This window comes from Parashewanella curva (genome assembly GCF_003675895.1).
Taxonomy (GTDB): Bacteria; Pseudomonadota; Gammaproteobacteria; order Enterobacterales; family Shewanellaceae; genus Parashewanella; species Parashewanella curva.
In genome coordinates, this window is the sequence record NZ_ML014942.1 from 1 (window position 1) to 1,225 (window position 1,225).

The window sequence follows — 1,225 nt, forward strand, 5'->3', positions numbered from 1 at the left end:
ATCGCCGTTGCATATTGTTGGGACTGGCAACATTTAGAAACTCATACGCCTCGTTAAACTTCCCTGTTTTGGCACAAACCGTTAAGTAAGCACTGCAAAGCGCAATGTTTGGCGTTAATTCCCATTGAGATAGCCAGCTGGGTTGGCCGTTGACGTCAAACAGCAATGGTTTTGCGGCCTCAAACTCACCGCATTCAGCGCAAGCCACTAAGAAATTCGTAGCGGTTATCAGGTCAGGTTTAATCGGTGGCTTCGCATTGGGCCATCGCCGTTGCATATTGTTGGGACTGGCAACATTTAGAAACTCATACGCCTCGTTAAACTTCCCTGTTTTGGCACAAACCGTTAAGTAAGCACTGCAAAGCGCAATGTTTGGCGTTAATCCCCATTGGGATAGCCAGCTGGGTTGGCCGTTGACGTCAAACAGCAATGGTTTTGCGGCCTCAAACTCACCGCATTCAGCGCAAGCCACTAAGAAATTCATAGCGGTTATCCGGTCAGGTTTAATCGGTGGCTTCGCATTAGGCCATCGCCGTTGCATATTGTTGGGACTGGCAACATTTAGAAACTCATACGCCTCGTTAAACTTCCCTGTTTTGGCACAAACCGTTAGGTAAGCATTACAAAGCGCAATGTTTGGCGTTAATTCCCATTGGGATAGCCAGCTGGGTTGGCCGTCGACGTCAAACAGCAATTGTTTCGCGGCCTCAAACTCACCACATTCAGCACAAGCCACTAAGAAATTCATAGCGGTTATCGAGTCAGGTTTAACCTTTTTTACCAACATAAGGTTTAAAATTTTCAGTATATTGTCGAATGCTGCTTTGTGACCTGAATGGAGAGCCAAACATCGATTGATGCACTTATTATATGGTGCCGGAGGGAGTACACTTGAACGTAGTTGATCAAGATTATTAAGTAACCTTAATGCATCTTCCATATGAATGACTTTTGACAGTAAGTTTATGGTGACCTTTTCGACATCAATTAGCGCTTTATGCCCATGGTTAAAATCATTGATGATTCGTAAGTTGCAATGCTTGTACGAGGTGATGTTTCTTCTTGACGAAAACGCCCCTTTGGTAGGGTTAGCAATAGGAACGTCGCCTTTGTTAGGTCGATGGGGATGAGTAAAAAAGGCTTTAAGTCTTTCCTTCTCTGTGTCGTTCAAGCAATAGTAATGGTAGTGGAGAGTATCATTGGTATCGAAGCATGAACCTCTAAA

The 1,225-nt window shown here is 44.6% G+C and carries 1 protein-coding gene; it reads right to left on the bottom strand.

All coding sequences use genetic code 11. From position 1 onward, the window contains the following. Positions 1-1,225 (bottom strand): pentatricopeptide repeat-containing protein (locus D5018_RS21890; RefSeq protein WP_165905153.1); only part of this gene is annotated, 1,225 nt, incomplete at both ends.